General features: G+C 65.4%; 19 protein-coding genes and 1 tRNA gene. 7 read left to right on the top strand and 13 right to left on the bottom strand.

The window, feature by feature from the left end:
- Positions 1-83 precede the first annotated feature (83 nt).
- Positions 84-1880, top strand: coding sequence for a DUF3352 domain-containing protein (locus DPM12_RS15705; RefSeq protein ID WP_112259282.1), 1797 nt, complete (start codon positions 84-86; stop codon positions 1878-1880).
- A 26-nt stretch (positions 1881-1906) separates the two neighbouring features.
- On the opposite strand, the gene DPM12_RS15700 is transcribed toward DPM12_RS15705, so the two are convergent.
- Entirely contained in the window at positions 1907-2842 is a 936-nt protein-coding gene (locus tag DPM12_RS15700; RefSeq protein WP_112259281.1) for an alpha/beta hydrolase, read from the bottom strand.
- Between the two features lie 83 nt (positions 2843-2925).
- On the opposite strand from DPM12_RS15700, the gene DPM12_RS15695 reads away from it, so the two are divergent.
- On the top strand, positions 2926-3696 hold the full coding sequence (locus DPM12_RS15695) for a type 1 glutamine amidotransferase (RefSeq protein ID WP_211659034.1): 771 nt from the start codon (positions 2926-2928) through the stop codon (positions 3694-3696).
- Positions 3697-3699: 3 nt separating this feature from the next.
- Here DPM12_RS15695 and DPM12_RS15690 read toward each other — a convergent pair whose 3' ends face one another.
- Positions 3700-3900: a cold-shock protein gene (locus DPM12_RS15690; RefSeq protein ID WP_112259280.1), complete on the bottom strand. Its 201-nt coding sequence runs from the start codon at positions 3898-3900 to the stop codon at positions 3700-3702.
- Positions 3901-4113: 213 nt separating this feature from the next.
- Positions 4114-4404 (bottom strand): HAD family hydrolase, encoded by a 291-nt coding sequence (locus DPM12_RS15685; RefSeq protein ID WP_146751920.1) that lies wholly within the window; start codon positions 4402-4404, stop codon positions 4114-4116.
- A 44-nt stretch (positions 4405-4448) separates the two neighbouring features.
- Between DPM12_RS15685 and DPM12_RS15680 the strand changes: the two genes are divergently transcribed.
- Complete coding sequence (locus tag DPM12_RS15680) at positions 4449-5690, top strand: MFS transporter (protein ID WP_112259278.1); 1242 nt, start codon at positions 4449-4451, stop codon at positions 5688-5690.
- Positions 5691-6086: 396 nt separating this feature from the next.
- A complete protein-coding gene (locus tag DPM12_RS15675) occupies positions 6087-7469 on the top strand; it encodes a GGDEF domain-containing protein (protein ID WP_123788565.1) in 1383 nt (460 codons plus the stop codon).
- A 61-nt stretch (positions 7470-7530) separates the two neighbouring features.
- Here DPM12_RS15675 and DPM12_RS15670 read toward each other — a convergent pair whose 3' ends face one another.
- Both DPM12_RS15670 and DPM12_RS15665 read right to left on the bottom strand, forming a co-directional pair.
- Positions 7531-8232: a hypothetical protein gene (locus DPM12_RS15670; RefSeq protein WP_123788566.1), complete on the bottom strand. Its 702-nt coding sequence runs from the start codon at positions 8230-8232 to the stop codon at positions 7531-7533.
- 185 nt (positions 8233-8417) lie between these two features.
- On the bottom strand, positions 8418-8873 hold the full coding sequence (locus DPM12_RS15665) for a MarR family winged helix-turn-helix transcriptional regulator (RefSeq protein WP_112259325.1): 456 nt from the start codon (positions 8871-8873) through the stop codon (positions 8418-8420).
- Positions 8874-8969: 96 nt separating this feature from the next.
- On the opposite strand from DPM12_RS15665, the gene DPM12_RS15660 reads away from it, so the two are divergent.
- A complete protein-coding gene (locus tag DPM12_RS15660) occupies positions 8970-9194 on the top strand; it encodes a nuclear transport factor 2 family protein (RefSeq protein WP_112259275.1) in 225 nt (74 codons plus the stop codon).
- A gap of 94 nt (positions 9195-9288) precedes the next feature.
- The gene (locus DPM12_RS15655) at positions 9289-10155 is read left to right on the top strand and encodes an LLM class F420-dependent oxidoreductase (protein ID WP_112259324.1); all 867 of its coding nucleotides are present in this window, start codon (positions 9289-9291) and stop codon (positions 10153-10155) included.
- Between the two features lie 55 nt (positions 10156-10210).
- On the opposite strand, the gene DPM12_RS23645 is transcribed toward DPM12_RS15655, so the two are convergent.
- The 3 genes from DPM12_RS23645 to DPM12_RS15635 form a co-directional block, all read right to left on the bottom strand.
- Positions 10211-10807, bottom strand: a complete 597-nt coding sequence (locus DPM12_RS23645) for a hypothetical protein (RefSeq protein ID WP_211659032.1) — start codon at positions 10805-10807, stop codon at positions 10211-10213.
- Between the two features lie 84 nt (positions 10808-10891).
- Positions 10892-11779, bottom strand: a complete 888-nt coding sequence (locus tag DPM12_RS15640) for an MBL fold metallo-hydrolase (protein WP_211659031.1) — start codon at positions 11777-11779, stop codon at positions 10892-10894.
- Positions 11780-11926: 147 nt separating this feature from the next.
- Positions 11927-13288, bottom strand: a complete 1362-nt coding sequence (locus tag DPM12_RS15635; RefSeq protein WP_211659030.1) for an MFS transporter — start codon at positions 13286-13288, stop codon at positions 11927-11929.
- A gap of 219 nt (positions 13289-13507) precedes the next feature.
- Here DPM12_RS15635 and DPM12_RS15630 point away from each other — a divergent pair, with 219 nt between their 5' ends.
- Entirely contained in the window at positions 13508-14212 is a 705-nt protein-coding gene (locus tag DPM12_RS15630) for a TetR/AcrR family transcriptional regulator (protein WP_112259273.1), read from the top strand.
- Between the two features lie 194 nt (positions 14213-14406).
- Here DPM12_RS15630 and DPM12_RS15625 read toward each other — a convergent pair.
- From DPM12_RS15625 to DPM12_RS15605, 5 genes are all read right to left on the bottom strand, one after another.
- A tRNA-Leu gene (locus DPM12_RS15625) sits at positions 14407-14480 on the bottom strand.
- Between the two features lie 87 nt (positions 14481-14567).
- Positions 14568-15113, bottom strand: a complete 546-nt coding sequence (gene def / locus DPM12_RS15620) for a peptide deformylase (protein WP_211659029.1) — start codon at positions 15111-15113, stop codon at positions 14568-14570.
- Positions 15110-15628: a glycine cleavage system transcriptional repressor gene (locus DPM12_RS15615; protein ID WP_112259272.1), complete on the bottom strand. Its 519-nt coding sequence runs from the start codon at positions 15626-15628 to the stop codon at positions 15110-15112. Before DPM12_RS15615 ends, def begins: the two co-directional genes overlap by 4 nt.
- Before the next feature lie 9 nt (positions 15629-15637).
- The gene (locus DPM12_RS15610; RefSeq protein ID WP_112259271.1) at positions 15638-16930 is read right to left on the bottom strand and encodes an SAM-dependent methyltransferase; all 1293 of its coding nucleotides are present in this window, start codon (positions 16928-16930) and stop codon (positions 15638-15640) included.
- A gap of 18 nt (positions 16931-16948) precedes the next feature.
- The gene (locus DPM12_RS15605) at positions 16949-18271 is read right to left on the bottom strand and encodes an NAD(P)/FAD-dependent oxidoreductase (protein WP_112259270.1); all 1323 of its coding nucleotides are present in this window, start codon (positions 18269-18271) and stop codon (positions 16949-16951) included.
- Positions 18272-18552: the final 281 nt, after the last annotated feature.

Below are 18552 nucleotides of genomic sequence, written 5' to 3'. Positions count from 1 at the left end.
GAGGGTGACGGGGGAGGCAGATCGGTTCCGACTTCCGCTAGCCTACCCTTCGGACGTACGTGCATTGTGATGAAGGGGGCGAGATGTCCAACGCGGGCACACCCGGTGAAGACAGCAATCCGGGAGCCAGTGAGAACCCGCAGGCCGCTGGCAACGACATGCCGGACATGCCGTCCGGCTCGTCTGCCGAGCAGCCACCGCCGCCTCCACCGAGCCCGGCACCGTCCCCGGAAGGGACGCACTCCCCGGGATCGACGGCGTCCACGGCGAGCGTGCCGCCACCACCCGCTCCACCGCTACCGTCCGCCGGGGCAAACGAGCCTCCCAGGCGGCGCCGGCGTGGTTTCCTCATCGGCGCCCTGGTCGCCGCGATCGTGCTGCTCGTGCCCGGTGCCGTCTTCGCCTGGCGCGCTCTCGACGGCGGCGGCCCCCAGCCTCACGACGTCTTGCCCGCAGACACCCTCGGTTACGTCCGTCTCGACCTCGACCCCTCGGCCAGCCAGAAGGTCGAGGCCTCCCGCTTTCTCGACACCTTCCCCGCGTTGGACGACGTGGCCGAGTTCAACGGCGACGAAGACCTGCGCGAGGTGATGGTCGACAAGATGGCCGAGGACGCCGGCTGCGAGATCGACTTCGGCCAGGATGTCGAACCCTGGCTCGGCGACCGAGCCGGTATGGGTTTCCTGCCTCCTCGCGACGACGGGACCGACCCCGACGTCGTGTTCGTCATGCAAGTGAACGATGAAGACACGGCGGCATCCGGACTGGAGACACTCCAGGAGTGCGGCGGGGGCGAGCCCGAACCCATCCCCCACACGTTCGTCGACGGCTATCTGATCCTCGCCGCCGAGCAGGATCTTGCCGACGAATACGCCGAGTCTGCACGAGACTCCTCGCTTGCCGATAACGACGAATTCGTCGACGCCATGGACCGGCTGGGCGACCCTGGCATCGCGTCGATGTGGTTTTCCGGTGAGGCCCTCGTCGAGTTCGCGGACACCTCCATGATGGAGGACCAGATGGACACCTCCGACGAGTTCGGCAACGACCCGATGACGGGAATGGACCCCGGCGCTCCGGACATGGACCAGCTTCGCGAAATGGTCGAACAAACCTACCGCAGTATCGCGATGACGGTCCGCTTCGACGACGAGTACGCCGAGATCGTCACGGCGGCGACCGGAGATCTTTACAAGGAGCTCCCCGGCGGTGGCGTGCGTGCCGACGTCCCCGAGGACACCACCATGATGTTCGGGTTTGTCAACGGCAACCAGTATCTCCAGGACAACTGGGAGTTCCTCACGGAGTCGGCGGGCGAGGAAATGGCGATGATGGAAAACATGGTCACCGCCATGGGCCTCTCGCTGCCCGAGGATCTGGGGACGATGCTCGGGGACAACCTGCTCGTCGCCGTCGACGCCAACAATCTCGATCTCGATGCGCTCACCAGATTCGGGGACATGGAGTCCCTGCGGTTCGGCATGCGGGTCGACGGCGATCCGGACGCGGTGAGCGACGTCTGGAGCACCCTCGAGGAGATGGCGGCCATGTCCGGTGACTCGCTGGACGATGTGCCGTTGACCACCACGGACGACGGCTACGTGATCGCCTCCGACGACGCCTACGCCGGCGAGCTGACGGAGGGCGGCACGCTCGGTGAGACCGACAGCTACAACACGGCGGTCAAGGATGCCGACGACGCGCACGCGGTCATGTATCTCGACGCCGGTGTGCTCACCGAGGAGCTGACGTCCCAGCTCACCGCCGAAGGGGTGGAGCCCGAGATCATCGAGTCGATCCAGGCCATCCAGGCATTCGGCTACTCGGCACACCTCTACGACGGCTACACGGAGGCCACCTTCCGCATCATCACCGACTGAACATCACCTCACCGCCGAGGCGGCGTTCAGACGGCCGCCATCCACGTGAAAACCGTGTCGAAGTACCGTTCGCGGGCGGGTTCGGCAGAGAGTGCCAGGTCATGGATTCCCCCGGGGATCCGCTCGACCGTGACGTCCGGCCCCAGTGCGGGGGCGCGGCTGGCGATGTGTTCGACGTCGAGCACGCAGTCCGCGTTGTACATGCTGGGTGTCCACCTCTTCGGGTCGCCGCTGTGGGTGGAGCAGCACACCAGGACGGGGCAGTCGATGCTGAGCCCGCGCGCGACCTCGGCATGGCCGCGTCGTATCGCGCGCACCCAGCCGGCGAGTATGGGGAATCCTTCGTGCGGTTTCCAAGTGAGATCGTAGTCCCATATGCCGTCCGCGCCGCGATGGATGCTGCGCCCGTAGTGCGGAGCAAGCGAGCTGACCGGCACGTGCGGGCGAAGCCGTCCCAGCACGTCGATGATGCGGGTGAGCACCACTCGGCTGAACCATGAAGCGTTCAGATCGAACCAGGGGCTGTTGAGCACCAACGCATCGACAATCCCCTGGCCACGACGGTCGTGCGCCCACAGGCTAGTGATCAAACCGCCGGTGGAGTGCCCGAGCACCACGAGCGTGTCGTGCCCGTCCTCGTCCCGGACGATCTGCGCGGCAGCGTCCAGCTCGTCCTGGTATTCGCGCAGGTCGGTGCAGTAGTTCGGAGTCTGGTGCGGGAGGAGGGATCGGCCGTACTTGCGCAGATCGAGAGCGTAGAAGTCGTAGCCTTCCGCAGCCCACGCGTCGGCCAGATGCCGTTGAAAGAAGTAGTCGACGAACCCGTGGACGTACAGCACGGCCCGTCGCGACGGCGCATCCGGAACGCGCCGCACGAGTGTCGCGATGACATCGCCCTCGCCGTCGGGCGGCAGTTCCAGCGTGCGCGCACTGTACGGCGGACCAAGCACATCGGGTTTCATCGGAACATCATCACACGAGCACGCCACCAGCTCCCGCCATCCCGCGCACAGCCGAGCCAAACGACGTGCATATCCTCGGACGGGTGAGCGTGCCGCGCGTCCTGGTCATCCAGAACACCCGCCGCAGTGGGCCGCGCCGTCTCGGTGACTGGTTACGCGCTGACGGGCTCGAGCTCGACGTCAGGCTGCCGTTCGATGGCACGCCACTCCCCGATCGCCTGGATCATGACGCGCTCGTCGTTCTTGGCGGTGGTTTCATGCCGGACGACGACGAACGCGCCCCCTGGCTCGGCTCGGCGCGCTCCTTGATTTCTCAGGCCCTCGACGACGAGCGTCCCGTGCTCGGAATCTGTCTTGGTGGACAACTGCTCGCGCATGTCGGCGGCGGAAAGGTTCAGGCCGACGCTGGCATGCCCGAGCACGGCAGCACGTCGATCCAATTACGTGACGAAACCCGGGACGACCCGCTGTTGTGCGATCTGCCGTCCGAGGTCACGGCGCTCGAACACCATGTCGACGCCGTCATCGATCTCCCGCCGAACGCCAGCTGGCTGGCGTCGAGCGAGAAGTGCCCACACCAGGCGTTCCGCCTGGGATCGTGCGCGTGGGGCTTGCAGTTTCATCCCGAGGCGCCGGCTACGGCGATCCTGAACTGGGATGCCGACAAGCTTCGCCGGCATGGCCATGACCGCGAGCTCCTTTATGAGCAAGCGCTCACCGATGAGCCCACCGCTGAGCGCCATTGGAGGGCCATGGCCGCCGCGTTCGCCCGGACCGTCCGGGAACGGCACAGATCGAGATCATGCGCTGCCTGGCGGCCCCCTCCCGTAGGCGAAGGCCGCCTCAGCAGCTAGAACTCACAGTGTCCGTACGCGAGAGGCTTGCAGCCCCTTCGGGCTCTGGACTACCTCGAACTCCACCCTCTGATTCTCTTCGAGACTGCGAAAGCCAGTGCCGTCGATCTCGGAGTAGTGAACGAATACGTCCGGCCCATCTTCGCGGGAGATGAAGCCGAAGCCCTTCTCCGCGTTGAACCACTTGACTGTTCCCTGTGTCATTGTCTCTCCCTACAGGGTTGGAAAATTTCGGTGCCACACTGTGCGACACCTCAGGCCGGTCTAGACGCGACCTTCACATACCCTGAGGGTTGATGACGCGCCCGCAACCTCGTTACTTGCGAGCGTGCAGAACACGAACACAAAAACTACGACCAACTCCTAGGATACAACGTCGCGGGCGTACAGGGGAACGAGCGACGGGCCGGCTCTGCATCATCTCCCGGCCTGCTGGCCCTCGACGTCGGCGCGTACCACATGCGCGACCTCCGCGAGCGTCGAGAAATGCAGGTCCGGAGTTGCCACTTCCGCCGGTTCGGGCGTGGCGCCGTACCCGACCTTTTCGCGCCGGCGCTCGATCCAGCACGTCCGATAACCGAGCTTCTCCACCGCAACGATGTCGTGATACCGGCTCTGCGCCACGTGCATGATGTCGGAGCGGGTATAGCCGTGGACAGCCGGCCGCTGTGGTGACCCCGGCTTCCGGCGGATGCAACGTACTGTCATGACGAATTGCCCTATGTCATGCAGACGACCATACTCATCCATCTATGTCCGAGTCGCCAGCTTCGTTCCGCAGCGTCTTCGCGGTGCCCGAATTTCGCCGGCTGTGGACCGCGCATGCGCTATCCGTCGTCGGTGACCAGCTGGCTCGAGTCGCCATCACGATCCTCGTCTACGATCAAACCCGCTCGGCCGGCCTCTCGGCATTGACCTTCGCCTTGACGTTCCTCCCGGACTTGATCGGCGGTGCCGCCCTCGCCGGACTCGCTGACCGCTTCCCGCGGCGCACCGTCATGGTGAGCACCGATCTAGCTCGCGCCGTACTGGTCGCGGCTATGGCGATACCGGGGATGCCGTTGGCCGCACAGGCCGGCCTGCTCTTCCTCGTCCAACTGATCGCGGCGCCGTTCGCCACATCGAGGCAGGCGATCCTGGCCGACATGCTTCCCGGCGATCGGCTGACGGTCGGGTTGGGATCCATATCGATCACCTCGCAAGCCGGGTTCGGCATCGGCTTCGGCGCGGGCGCCGCGCTCGTGGCTCACCTGGGCGTCCATACCGCGCTACTGATCGACTGCGCGACATTCGTCGTATCCGCCACCATCATCCATTTCGGCATCAGCCTGTACCGGCCCACCCACGACGCGAATGGTGCGAGCGAACGAGGGCATTGGGAGGCTGTTCGGCAGGGTTGGACGATCGTCATCAACAATGCACGGTTACGCACATTAATGGCGATCGCCTGCTGCTCGGGGTTCTACGCCGTTCCCGAGGGCCTGGCCGTGCCCTACGCCGACGAACTCGGCGCAGGAACGGCCGCCGTGGGATGGCTACTCGCCGCGAACCCGGCCGGGACGGTCGTCGGCATGGCCCTCCTCCGCGTGATCAACCCTGATCGCCGGCTCACGCTGCTCGGCCCCATGGCAGTGTTCAGCAGCCTAGTCCTCTTGCCCACCGGATGGACGCCAGGACTCGCGGCAACGGTCACCTTGTGGACCCTCAGCGGGTTCTTTTCCGCACACGACATCGTGACCCAAGCCACGTACGTCCGCATTGCACCACCGGAGCGCCGGGGTCAAGCGATTGGCGTAGCGATCGCCGGACTCCGGGCAGCGCAAGGTATCGGGATCGTCGCCGCTGGACTCGTCGCGCAGATCGTCGCGCCGGCGGTGACCATCGCTGGTGCAGCCCTTCTGGGCACGATGGTCACCGCCGTTGCGGCGTACCGATGGATCCGGGCGTCGTCGCCTCGTCCCAGTTCTCCGCCTAAACCGAGACCTGCCAGTTGAAGTCAATGACGAGCCACATGCAAGCACCGCCACGGTACGTCAGTCCCAGCTATTCGCGCGCATGGCGAAACCTCCTCTCGACACTCGACTGACCACTCTCTCCGGTACGTCAGTCCCAGCTATTCGCGCGCATCACGAAACCTCCTTCCGTCCGGAATCCCAAGCAGGGGCTAGGCACGAAGACACGTCGATGCACCGCCAAGTGGGATGGAACTATCCAGCGATCGCATTCAAAGACCCCCGCACTACTTGGCGAGACAGCATGCTTCCGCCGCCCCGGCCAGCCGATCTCAATTTGCACCTATTGTCCATATTGCTTGACGGACGATTCGGATATTATGTGGCACACGTGCCCACAGAGGGTGTGGATCTGACCAAGCAGAGGCAGGTGCACGTGTGACACGGCGAACGTGGCAGTGGTGTCGAGGCTGGGCGCTATGGCGCGTGCCCAAGTCAGTGCTCGTTCTGATTCTTGTCGTTAACAGCCTCGCCGTCGTTGTCACAGCAGGCACTGCGTTTCTCGTGCGCATAGACGTCGAGGATCTCGCGCGATTCGGTATCTTGGCTGGTTTTGCCTGGGCATCAATCGAATTAACTCGACACATCGAGCGTCGACGCTCATTCGCGCATCAGGCCTACGTAGCCCATGTGGACCCTACAAATGTCTGGTTCTTCGCCGGGGTCATCGTGTTACCCCCTGCTCTGGCCTCTGCGCTGGTCTTGGTCACGGCTCTGCTTATGTGGTATCGCGTCAAAGAACGCAAGGCTGTGCCGTATCGACGGGTCTATTCCGGGGCAACCACTCTGTTGGGAGCTCAGACAGCAATACTGATCCTGTCAGCGGGAATGTCGGCCTACCCGGGCATCCCAAGCGAGTCGCTGCCAGTATCCCTCGTAGACGTAGGCGTCATTGTTCTGGCCGCGGTATTTTGCTGGGCGGTCAACTTCGGCCTGGTGCTGGCTGCTCTGGCCCTCTATAACCCCACGGTGCGCGCAAGCGATCTATTCGAGAACTTCAATGAGCAACTCGTAGACGCTGCTGCATTCGGTCTAGGGTTTGTCAGCGCCATACTGGTCGTCCACCAGCCGCTCGCGTTGTTAGGCGTGATGATTGCCATGGTCGTATTCGGCCGCAGTCTCTTGGTGAGCCAGTACGAGCATGCCGCACGCATCGACAGCAAGACCGGCCTCGCGACCGCAGGACGGTGGCACGATTTCGCCGCGGAAATGCTGTCCCGGGCACGACATCACCAGACGAACCTCGGTCTGCTCATCGTCGATCTGGATCACTTCAAGAGCCTCAACGACACCTACGGCCATTCATTCGGCGACGATGCTCTCAAGTCAGTCGCCGAAGAGTTGCGTAGCGAGGTGCGCGAATTGGATGCGTGCGGCCGATGGGGCGGTGAGGAATTCACGGTCCTCGTCTCCGATGTCGGCTCGGCTCAGAACGTGCACCGGGTAGCTGAACGCATCCGCCTGCGCATCCAGTCCATCGTCCTCCAACCCCCTGATCAAACCGACGAAACCGTCACCATCAGTGCATCGCTCGGTGGAGTGTTCTACGTCCCCGATGAGACAACGACGCTCGACGAGCTCCTCCTCGCCGCCGATTCCGCGCTCTACGAGGCGAAGAACGACGGCCGCAACACCGTACGGATGACCACCGCGGGCACCGCGCAACCACCGGCAGATGATCGGGGACCGGTCTCGACAACAGATTCGGAGTCAGGCGATGACGCGGACACCGAAACGGTCCGTAGACAGGATTCCGAGTAGGGCTCCGCAGAGCGTAGGGCGATCTCACCCGGCTCCACCACGAGCGACGATCGACGAGAAATCATCCGTCCGTGCGCGTCCGCCGGCTGCGGGACACCAAGACGGCGGTTACGACGATCCAGATCATGGCGGTGAACCGGCCGATTGCGACGAGCGGGGCGGCTCCGGAAGTCAGGAACGTGATCAGCGAGACGACTGAGATCGACGCGATCACGACGCCTACCACGGACAACCATCGAGGCAACGCGCCTGCAGAGATCGCCATCCAGGCGATACCAGCGACGAGCAAGCCGAGCGTCCCCACGTGCGCTGGTCCCCCAGCACCGAAGTAGAGGTGGTGCAATGCCTGCACGAGAGCCTCATCGTGGGTGATGTCCGCCTGGCCGAGCACCCATTGCAGCACTCCGTTGATTGCCAGAAAGATCGCGGAGAGGCTCCCACCGACCGCGCCGATGGCGGGAGCGGATGTGTTCGGCACGAGCTGTCGCATCCTCGATAGCGACGCGGCGGTGAACACGCCGAGCGCGATCGCCGCACCGAACTGCACGAGGCCCGTGATCTGAGAGACCGTCGGGTTGTCGGCAAAGTAGTCGCGGGCGGCGTCCGCGTCCGAGAACGGTGACGGCGCGGCACCCGCACCGAGGATGGGCCCGAGAATCAGGCTCGCGACGAACGACGCCACAAAGGTAACGGCAGGTGCGACGAGCGACGGCCCAGGGGCCGTGACGGCGGGCGGATCGGTGGTGTTCTGTCGTGTCGTCATGGTCGGCTCCTCAGCAGCTTCGCGGTTCGTGACGTGACGGGCCGGCTCACGGGAACGTGGGCAGACCGCCTCCGAAAACATTAGATTACTAATGATTCGATGTCTAATGTTCCGCAGAGACCCCCTGCCGCATCGCCCACGGATGCACGCTCGCTCGTGGACGTGATCACCCCGCGCGACGCGGGCTACACCTGGCCGTCATCCGCCGGTTCATAGCCAGCCACGTTCGCCCGGAGCCGGTCGAGGAGCTCGCGAAGGTGGCCCACCTCATCGTCGGACATCCCGGCGCGCAGTGCGCGGTCGAAGGTGACCGCGGCATCTCGCAATCGCAGGAACGCAGCCTCCCCTTCGGGCGTGAGTTCCATGAGATGGACCCGGCGATTCGCCGGGTCACGACGGCGCGTGACCAGCCCGCTGTCTTCCATCGCGGCAAGATGGTGGGTCAGTGTCGCACCGCGAATACCCACCGCGTCGGCAAGTTCACGCTGGTTGGCCACCGACCGGTTCTTCAGGGACATCAGGATCAGCCAGATCGGCCGCGAACCCCCTGCCTCGCTCAACGCCTCATCGAAGGCGCGGCTGACGGCCTTGGCAGTGTTCGACAACGCTATCCCGATCGGGAGCTCCCTGGGCGCCGACATGGCAGCCATGGTACCAAGAAACATAGCCGTCTAATTGATTGATATCTAATGATTAGCGATCTATGCTTTGGTGCGGGACCGGAAAGGAGATGACTGATGTCGACGACGGGTGCAGACGCACCGGCGCGCGAGCTGGTCGATCGATGGACAGTCGCCGAGCTGCAGGGCGACGTCGCCGTGATCAATGGCGTGCTGAACCAAGAGGCGGCCTACCAGGGCAAGCCGTTTTCGGGCCGGTTCCGTCTCACGCTGGTCGCGGTAGACGACGAGAGCGACCACAAGATCGTGAACATTCAACTGTCGTCCATGGCCGATCAGTAGATCGGCTCACATCCCAACCACGGCGCACCAGCAGCGTGCCCGCACCGCCATGACCGCAGAGGTGGGGGCGCGGCACCTCGAGGAAGGCGTACACATGCGGGTCGACATCAACATCACGAACTACTCCTGGCCCCAGACACCGGGCGCTGAGCTGAGCCGGATCGTGCAGCGCGCCGACGACGGCGGCCTGGACACGGTGTGGGTTGCCGATCACCTGTTACAGGTCGACCCCACCTCCACGCTCGAGGCCGAGATGCTCGAGGCCTACACGACCCTGGGATTTCTGGCCGGCCAGAGCCAGCACGTCCGGCTGGGCACCATGGTGTCCGCCGCCACCTATCGCCCTCCCGCGCTGCTGATCAAGGCGGTGACCACGCTCGACGTGCTCTCCAACGGGCGGGCATGGCTCGGAATCGGTAGCGGCTACAGCGAGAGCGAGTGCCAAGCGCTCGGGTTGCCGCTCCCACCCGTTAGCGAACGGTTCGCCCGGCTGGACGAGATCCTGCGGCTGGCGTTGCAGATGTGGACCGGCGACGAATCTCCGTTCGAGGGCAGCCACTACCAGTTGGAACGGCCCGTGAACATCCCCCAACCAGTGAGCCAGCCCCACCCGCCAATCCTCATCGGCGGGATGGGAGAGAACAAGACCCTGCGCATGGTGGCCCGGCATGCCGACGCGTGCAACCTCTTCGACGTGCCCGACGGCGGCGCCACGCTGCGCCACAAGCTGAGCGTGCTGGCCAAACACTGCGACGCCGAGGGGCGAGCGTATTCGGATATCACCACCACGGTGAGCACCCGCTTCGAACCGGGAGAAGCGCCCTCCGAGTTCGCCGACCGTTGCCATGCCCTTCGCGAACTCGGGTTCGAACACGTCGTGGCCATCCGGTCGGGACCGTGGACGGTGGCCGACGTGACCACACTTGCGAAGGCGCGCGAGCTGCTGGCGAAGGGCCCGTAGGCATCCGGGAGAGCGTGGTCGGGATGTCCGCAGCTACGACGCTCCAGGCACTGCCCTATCCATCAGGCGCCGCGCTCGCATGCGGCGCAGTGTCCCCGAGTGCGATCAAGACCTCCCGTAGCGCGTCCGCAGTGGCGCGAGCGCTGGCACCCCCTGGCCTGAAGGCGCCGGAGCACGTTGCCGTGCCACCGGACGAGAGCAGCAGGCCTTTCGACAGATCTGTGGGGCGTAGCCGGTACGGCGCACCCTGCCGGCGAAGCGTCGCCACGATGTCGAATTCCGCGCGTGTCAGGCCCAGCCTTTCCAGCTCCGTGTCTATGGACTGGTCCATGAGCGCCGTCAGGCGCGCGGCACGCTTGGCCAGCTCGAGCGGCAGCCCGGCGATCTCCGGTAGTTCGTCCGGCCACGTCGCGATCAGGTCGTCGACGAAGTCAAGGGCCGTCCCGGATTGAACATACGGGCACACGGCCAAGCAGGCCGAGGCCGTGGCAGAGGGAGCGCGACGCGTCCCGGCCACAACCGGCTCGGAAGTTGGCTCGGCGCCATGGCACAAGCCGACGTAGACCGGCCCGCCGACGAGGTACCCGGCCACAGCGATCTGCGGACAGCCGCAGCACTCGGCCAACGCGTCGCCGAGGTGACACACCGTCACATCCGAGGGGTGGTCGAGTACGGCGACCTCGCCACGGTCCAGCAGACTGCCGTCACGTCGTGATCGGGACGGAGAGACGGAGCCTCACAGTGCAGCGTCACCGGCGGTGTTGAGATCCAGCCGGATCGGGCCGCCAGCAGCGTGCAGCATGGCACCGATGCCTTCGGCAAGATCCAGATCGGTGCCGTGATTCTCGGAGTAGGCGACTCGCAGGTTCACCGGATGTCGCTCCTGATCGTGCCACCCGGCCCATCGCTGCCGGGCCCGTTCGGTCAGCGCACCGAAATCGCAGGTCTCCTCGGTGGTGACCTCCAGCAACCAGTGAAAGTACTCCCGCATTCCGGTCAGCACCGCGGCGTCGGCCGGCACGGGCCCGTGCCCCGGCACCACCCGCGCGGCGTCGAAGCTGTCGAGCCAATCCAACGCCCGCAACCACCCGGTGATCCTGCCCTGCAACGCAAACGGGGTCACTCCGGAAAACACCAGATCCCCGGCGAACAGCGTGCCCGAGACGTCGTCGTACACCACAAGATCACCCGGGGTGTGCGCGGTCTCCGGAACCGGAACAACCATCACCCGGCGGTCGCCCAGATCGAACATCGTGCGCTCGGACACCGGCTCGATCCGCTCCGGCGGATCGATCGCACCCCACATGCCATCCGGTGCGTCGAACACGCTGGGAAAGGTGTGTGGCCCGGCCCGAACGTCCGCACAGGCGGCTTCGGCCGCATACACGCTCGCGCCACGACGGGCCAGCAGACCCGCCCCGTTAACGTGGTCACCGTGGGCGTGGGTCAACACGATCCGCAGTTCTGCAGAATCGATACCGATCTGATCGATCAGCCGCCGTGTCAGGTGCTCCGTCGCCGCCGTGTCCACCATGACCGTGCCCGACGATCCCGTGACCCAGCCGGTGTTGTTGCGAAACCACCCTCCCGGAAGTCGCGCCGCAACCGAAACGCCTGGTGCCATCCGCTCGATGTGCATCACCTCCGTGCCCCCGGGGCAGTTCATGTGGCTCGGCTGCTGTTGATCGGCTGGAACCAGGTCGGGCCTTGCACGACCAACGCCATCGAAAGCTTCAACAGGAGCGTGCTGTTTCGACAGTGTAAGGGGTCCTCACCGGGCAAGTGCTGCTGTGCTTGGGCGGGGAAGGACAGTGAGGGCGATGAGAGCGGCGACCACCCAGAGCACGGCGCCGATTATCATGCCGAGCGCGTATCCGTCGTTGAGGGCCTCGAGCGTGGCGCTCTGGCCGGTACGGTGCTGGGCGGCGGTGCCGAGCACGGCCAGTCCGACTGACGCGCCGACCTGGCGTGAACTGCTCAGCAGGCCCGAGGCAGTGCCCGTCTCGTGAGACGCGACGCCCACCGTGGCAGTGGAGACAACGGGCCCGAGGCAGAGCCCGAATCCGACGCCGGTGACAATCGACGGACCAATGACGTCAGTGACGAAAGATCCGTCAGCACTGATGAGGCCGAACCAGGCGAACCCAACCGCGGCAATCAATGCGCCCGCGACCATGAGAGTCCGGCGAGCGACACGGTAGCCGAGTTTGGTGGCAAGTACGGAGCCGACGATCACACCAAGCGCAAGCGGCAGGAGCTGGATTCCTGTCATGGCCGGGCTGGCGCCGAGCACTCGTTGGATGTAGAGGGACACGAAATAGAAGGCTGAGGCCATGGTAGCGCCGAAAATGAGATTGTAGGCGTTGGCACCGGCCACCGAGCGGTTGGCGAAGAGGCCGAGCCGGATGAGCGCGTCGCGGGTGGTGGTCCGCTCGATATAGACGAATGCGGCCAACAGTGCGACGGCGACCGGCAGGGACGTCAGCGTGACCGGCGAGGTCCAGGAATGTTCGTCTGTGCGGACGATGCCGAACACGAGCAGGATCATTCCCACCGTGGCCAGCACGGCCCCCAATACGTCCGGACGGCCGCTGCGCCCGGTATGCAGATCGTCGGCGACACCGCGCCCAGCCAGGAGAAGCGCGCCAACGGCCATCGGAACACTGACGAACATTACCCATCGCCAGCCCGCGTACTCGGTAAGAACACCGCCGATCAGGACGCCAAGCACGCCCCCGCCAGCGTTCATCGCGCTCCACACGCCGAAGGCCTTGACTCGGGCCTTGCCGGAGGGGAACGTCGCGGTCAACAGCGCCAGCGCGGCCGGAGCCAGCGTGGCGGCCCCGATGCCTTGCACGGCGCGGGCAGCGACGAGATGGCAGGGTTCCTGCGCGAAGCCACCGGCGAGGGACGCTAGTGCGAACACGGCGAGCCCGAGCAGTAGGACACGCTTGAGACCGTACCGGTCGGCGATCTTGCCGCCCAGCAGGAGTAGCCCACCGAAAGTGAGGGCGTAGGCGTGGATCACCCAGGTCAGGTCAACTGCGCTGAAGCCGAGGCCAGCAGCGATCCGCGGGAGTCCGACGTTCACGACCGACAGGTCCACCGACACCATGAACTGCACGACAGCCACTGCGGCAAGGGTGAGTCCTGGCCGAGCACCCCGATCGGTGACCGATTTTCCGCTTGCTGATTCCGTGTTTGTCACCGCGGTTCAGTCCCTTGCACTGTTGTCGTATGGGAATTTAGGAACGCGTTCCTAAATTCCCATACGGATCACCCCGCTGTCGATCCCGGAGGTCGAAGCCACCCGATTTTGGGCGCGGAAGCGGCGAGACAGCATCATGGGACGGTGCCCCAACCCAATGCACCGCACGGCCGTATCGGCCGGCCGCCGGCGACCTCCCGCAGGCAGATCCTGGCCGCAGCCCGTCGGCTCATCGATCGGGACGGCTGGGAAAAGCTGACCATTCGCCGCCTAGCCGTCGAGATCGGCGTCGGGGCGACGACGCTGTACCACCACGTACAGGACAAAGAGGATCTGCTGTTCTTGCTGATCACCGAATACGCGGACCAGATTCCGCACCCCGACCTGCCCACCGACCCGCGAGAGCGCATCATCGCGACCGCCACCGCCATCCACGATGCCCTCGCAGACTGGCCGTGGGCCGCAGAGGTCCTCACAGCCGACGGGTTCATCGCCCGACTCGGCGAATCAGCCCTGTGGCTGGTCGAAACCATCCTGGCCGGAGCGATCGACCACGGATGTACACCCGAACAGGCCGTCCATGTCTTCCGCAACATCTGGTATTACACCGTCGGAGAGATCCTCGTCCGCGCCCACTCCCACCGCCGGCGGGCGGGCAACGAACGCCCTGCCGATCGTGGCGCCTTCTTCAGCAGCCTCGACGAGTCCCGGATGCCACACCTAGCCGCCGTCAGCGATCAATGGCCAACGCTGGCCGCGCAAGACACCTACCCCGAGGGACTCCGGGCCTTCGTCGACGGGCTGATCGCACAAGCCACATCGGCCATGCCGCCAGGCCAAGGTCGCTGATCAAGATGTCCAGATCGAGTGGGTGCGTGGTGGGACCAGGCCAACGCGTTGTCTCGTGTCACGATGCCCGGGAAGTAGGTTTCGTCGCCTCAGATCCGGATGCCGGCGCAAGCGGGCCGAGTCAATGCCGGGCTGGGCCTGCAGCTTGGCGTGGTGCTTTGCACGCGTGTTGGTCCAACAACCCGTCTGTGCCGTGCCCCCGGTGGGATTCGAACCCACACTGTGCAGATTTTAAGTCTGCTGCCTCTGCCTATTGGGCTACGGGGGCATTCCCGACGAAAAGCACTGTACGTCACCGCGTGACCATTGGCTATGGTTCCCGTCGCTACCCGAAGGGTAGCCCACGGCCCCCGCCTTACAGGTAGGTCTTACGCGCGTAAACGGCGTGTGCCCCAGCGACCCGGTCGAGGAAGAGAAAACCGTCACAGTGGTCGATCTCATGCTGCACGGCCCGGGCCTCGAACGCGTCGGTCTCCACCACGATCTCGTCACCGCTGGGCGGTAGCTGGCCGGTGACCGTCAGGCGCGTCGCGCGTTTGACATCACCGGTGAGCTCCGGCACCGACATGCACCCTTCGCGGCCCTTCTCCTTGCGCGACGCCTCGACAACCCGCGCATTGCACAGGACGAACGTGCCGTGTGTCGTTCTGGCCTTGGGATGCTCCGTCACGTCGACACAGAAGACGTGCCAGGCCAGCCCCACCTGATTGGCTGCCAGTCCCACGCATCCGGGCGACACGCGCATCGTTGCCACGAGGTCGGCCGCCAGCTGGACGACGCTCGCATCGCCCGGGTCAACCTTCTCCGAGGGCGTCGACAGCACCGCGTCCGGCGCCCGGAGCACCTCGCGCACTTGCCCTTCGGTCCCCAGGTCATGCACCGACCAATCGTGCAGGCTCACAAGACGTCCGTCTCTTGCGCTCGCAACGCGACGTCGATACCGAGCTGGCGACCGATGGCCGTGAGCTCGGCCGCCAGGACCGACTCGTCGGCATCCACCGGCAGATCCACTTCCGCGACAACCATATAGAGATCGTTCGTCAGGCGCGTGGTGAGATCGGTGATGTTCCCACCCGCGCGGGCCAGCACGCTCGTCACCGCCGAGACGATACCGAGCCGGTCGCCGCCGTGCACGGTGAGCACGTACGGGCGCCCGCTCGACGTACCGGGCTCGTCCCGGTCGACTTCGCGCGCGCTGACCTGCAACGTGCCGTCTGCGGCCAGATCACCGAGCGCGCGCTCGACCTGCGAGACGGTCGTATCTCCCTCGCAGAGCAGCATCATGGCGAAATGGCCACGCAGGCGGGTCATGGTCGAGTCTTCGAGGTTGATCCCGAGCTCCGCCAGCGCGCTCGTCGCTTCGGCGATGATTCCGGGGCGATCATGCCCGATGACGGTAACGGCGATGAGGCTCACGAGACACCATCAAACCGTACGGACCATCGGAACGTGACTGCGGCCCTCGTCGTCGCGCCGCACCGCCAGAACCTGATGGATCGCGATCCGTCCCGCGTCGAACGAGAGCGCCGAGCCCGTCATGTACAGCCGCCACACTCGCGCGCGGGCCGTACCGGCCAACCGCACCGCACGCATCCAGGCCGTTTCCACATTGTCCACCCAGGCGCGCAGCGTGCGGGCATAGTGCTCACGAAGGTTGTGGACATCGCGTACCTCGAACCCGGCACCCTCCAGCTCGCTGACGATGTCCCCGATCGGCATGAGCTCGCCGTCGGGGAAGACGTAGGCGTCGATGAACGTGCGCCGACGGCCGCTTCGGTGCGTCGCGTGCCGCTGTGCTGCCCGGACAATCTGCTGATTGAGCAGCCGGCCACCCGGGCTGAGCAGCTCGTACAGCCGCGCGGTATATGACGGCCAGTTCCTCGCGCCCAGGTGCTCGGCCATACCGACACTGGCGATGGCGTCATACGGGCCGTCGTCGATGTCCCGCCAATCCTGAACCCGGACCTCGGCGAGATCACCGATCCCGGCATCGTCGATCCGGCGCTGGGCGAACTCGCCCTGCGCTTCGGACAACGTCACGCCCACGGCCCGGACGCCGTACTCGCGGGCGGCGTGCAAGACGAGCGAGCCCCACCCGCAACCGACGTCCAGCAGCCGCATTCCGGGTTCGAGGCCCAGCTTGCGGCAGACGAGGTCATGCTTGTCCCGCTGCGCATCCTCCAGCGTGTATGCGGGATCGTCTGGCTTGGTCCAGTACGCGCAGGAGTACACCATTGACGAGCCCAGGACGAGCTCGTAGAAATCGTTCCCGACGTCGTAGTGGTGACTGATCGCGGCACGATCCCGCTTCTTGGAATGCCGCTCGCCGGCGAGCTCGGCTTCGATCACCGGGGGTTTCGGCTGCGGGCCGAGCGCACCGAGCAACACGGCCGAGCGCAGCGCCTCCGCGCGGTCGGAGGCCGACAGCTTGGGGCGGGAATCCACCCGGTCCAGCACGGTCTCGAGTTCGGCCAGGGCCTCTTCAAGGTCTCCCTCGACGTCGAGCTCGCCGGCTACCCAGGCGCGGGCCAGACCCAGCTCGTCAGGCTGCCATAGCACCCGCCGGAGAGCCCGGCGCGAGGTCACCACGATGACCGGGCCGTCTGCCGGACCGGCACGTGATCCATCCCACGCCCGAATCGCCAGCGGCGACGGTTGCGCCAGCACTCGCTCGACCAGTCCGGCGATTCGTCCTGCGGCTCCCCCGGCGCTCATCATGCTCAGTTTCTCACTCCTCTAATGCTTCGTGGTGGCGGCGCGGCGAAACTCCTCGCGGGGCATGCGCATCCGCCCCAGCGTCACCACTTCACGGCGGAACAGCAGGGCCATCGTCCAATCGACCACCACACGCGCCTTCCGGTTGAAGGTCGGCATCTTGCTCATGTGATACGTGCGGTGCATAAACCACGCGGGAAATCCCTTGACCTTCACGCCATACACGTGCGCGACCCCGCGATACAAGCCGAGGCTTGCCACCGACCCCACGTACTTGTGCCGGTAGGCCTTGGGCTGCTTCCCCTTCAACGTCGCGGCGATGTTCTTCGCCAGCAGCTTCGCCTGCCGTACGGCGTGCTGCGCGTTGGGCGCGCACACGGCGTCGGGATCGTCGGCGGTGAGATCCGGCACGGCGGCGTTGTCACCCGCCGACCAGGCATCATCGAGACCCGTCACGCGCAGCTCCGGCGTGCAGCTGACCCTGCCGCGCCCGTCCAGCGGGACGTCGCTCTCGGTCAATACCGGATTCGCCTTGACACCGGCGGTCCACACGATCGTATCCGCGTCGAAGGGCCGGCCCTTCGACAGCACGACATGGCCGTTCTCGCACGATTCGAGGAACGTCTTGAGCCGGATCTCGATTCCTCGCTTGCTCAGCTCCTCGACGGTGTACACGCCCATCTCGGCGCCCACCTCGGGCAGGATGTGGTCTGCAGCATCGACCAGAACCCAGCGCATCTCGCGAGCCCCGATCTGCGGGTAGTACCGCTTGCGCGCGTACTGGGCCATGTTCTCGAGCTCGCCCAGCGCCTCGGCACCGGCGAAGCCGCCACCGACGAAGACGAAGGTGAGCGCGCGGCGACGGGCGTGTTCATCGGTTGTGGACGCCGCGATATCGAGCCGATCGAGGACGTGGTTACGCAACGCGATGGCCTCTTCAACCTGCTTGAACCCGATCCCGTTGTCGGCCAGACCCGGGATGGGCAGCGTCCGGGGGATCGAGCCCAGCGCGAGGACGAGGGTGTCATACGTGAGCTCGTACGGCTCTCCCTCCTCCGGCGCTACCGTGACGCGCTTGTCCGCGTGAGCTATCGAGGTGACCCGCCCCGTGATCACGTGGCACCGGCGAAGCACGCGGCGCAACGGCACGACGACGTGCCGCGGTTCCAGCGAGCCAGCAGACGCCTCGGGCAGGAATGGCTGATAGGTCATGTAGGAGCGGGGATCGACGACCGTGATCCGGGCCTGCCCCGGGCCAAGCTTCTTCTGCAGCCCGAGTGCCGTGTACATCCCGACGTAGCCACCGCCGAGGATGAGGATGTGCGGAGCGTTCTCTTGGGTCATTCGTCACGCCTCTGTCCGAGTCTTGGAATATCCAACCAGGCCGTGGCGCGCCATCGCGACCCTGCCTCGTGTGTCCCGACACCTCTTACCCTAATAGCTTGTGAACATGTTCACAAGCTATTTACGCTCCAGATGCCGCGCATCGACCCGGCCGCAGGGTTTCCCCTTTCGCCTGACTTCCGAGGCAAAACGGATCAACCTTCACGATCTCGGTTGCGCACAGTCATATCACCTGTGAAAGTAAACGGTGGAAAGGTCTGGTGGCTTCGGTCCACGAATTC

The sequence above is a fragment of the Phytoactinopolyspora halophila genome (genome assembly GCF_003287285.1).
Lineage (GTDB): Bacteria > Actinomycetota > Actinomycetes > Jiangellales > Jiangellaceae > Phytoactinopolyspora_A > Phytoactinopolyspora_A halophila.
Note: the sequence above shows the minus strand (reverse complement) of the source record. Positions and strands in the feature narration are given on the sequence as shown.